The following is a 608-nucleotide window of genomic DNA, read 5'->3' on the forward strand; positions in this document are numbered from 1 at the left end:
CTCGGCCGTGCCGGGTATGACGCCGCCCGCCGATCCGTACCTGCTGATCGCGGCGCTCTACTGCGCGGCGCTGTTCGCGCCGAGCGGTGCCTGGCTGCTCTGGGGCTACCCGAGCTGGGAGACGATGCACGTCGGGGACTACGACACGATCCCGGCATGGCTGGTCGCGCTGTTCGCGGCGACCAATACGACGCAGGGCGTGCTCGGCTACCTGGTCACCCGCCGGCTGCTCCGAACCGGCCGGCTTCGGCTGGCGGCGTTCCAGCTGGTCGCCGCGTACTTCGGGATGTTCTTCATCCTCGTCCACGGGTGGGACGGCCGGGGTTACGAGCGGTTCTTCTCCGAGACCCGGGCGGACTTCCGGACCTGGGACAGCCGCCCGGTGCTCACCCAGGTGGCCGACTGGGTCGGCTCCGGCGTGGCGCTGACGCTCTACGGCATGGGCGTCGTGCTGCTGCCGGTGATGTTCTGGCTCTACGTGCGGTGGCACCGGGCCGGCCGCCGACTGGTCGGGCAGCCGGCCGGTGCCGCGCCGTCGTGGGCGTTCTTCGGCACCGTGCACGCGCTGATCTGGCTCGGTGGCCTCGGCGTGGCGATCGCCGCCAGCG

1 pseudogene is annotated in these 608 nt (G+C 72.0%); it reads left to right on the forward strand.

Going from position 1 to position 608, the window contains the following annotated elements:
- Positions 1-16: 16 nt before the first annotated feature.
- Positions 17-608: pseudogene (locus ABEB28_RS42870) on the forward strand (hypothetical protein); the annotation flags it as partial.

Origin of the sequence: Cryptosporangium minutisporangium, from assembly GCF_039536245.1 — a bacterium.
GTDB lineage: Bacteria > Actinomycetota > Actinomycetes > Mycobacteriales > Cryptosporangiaceae > Cryptosporangium > Cryptosporangium minutisporangium.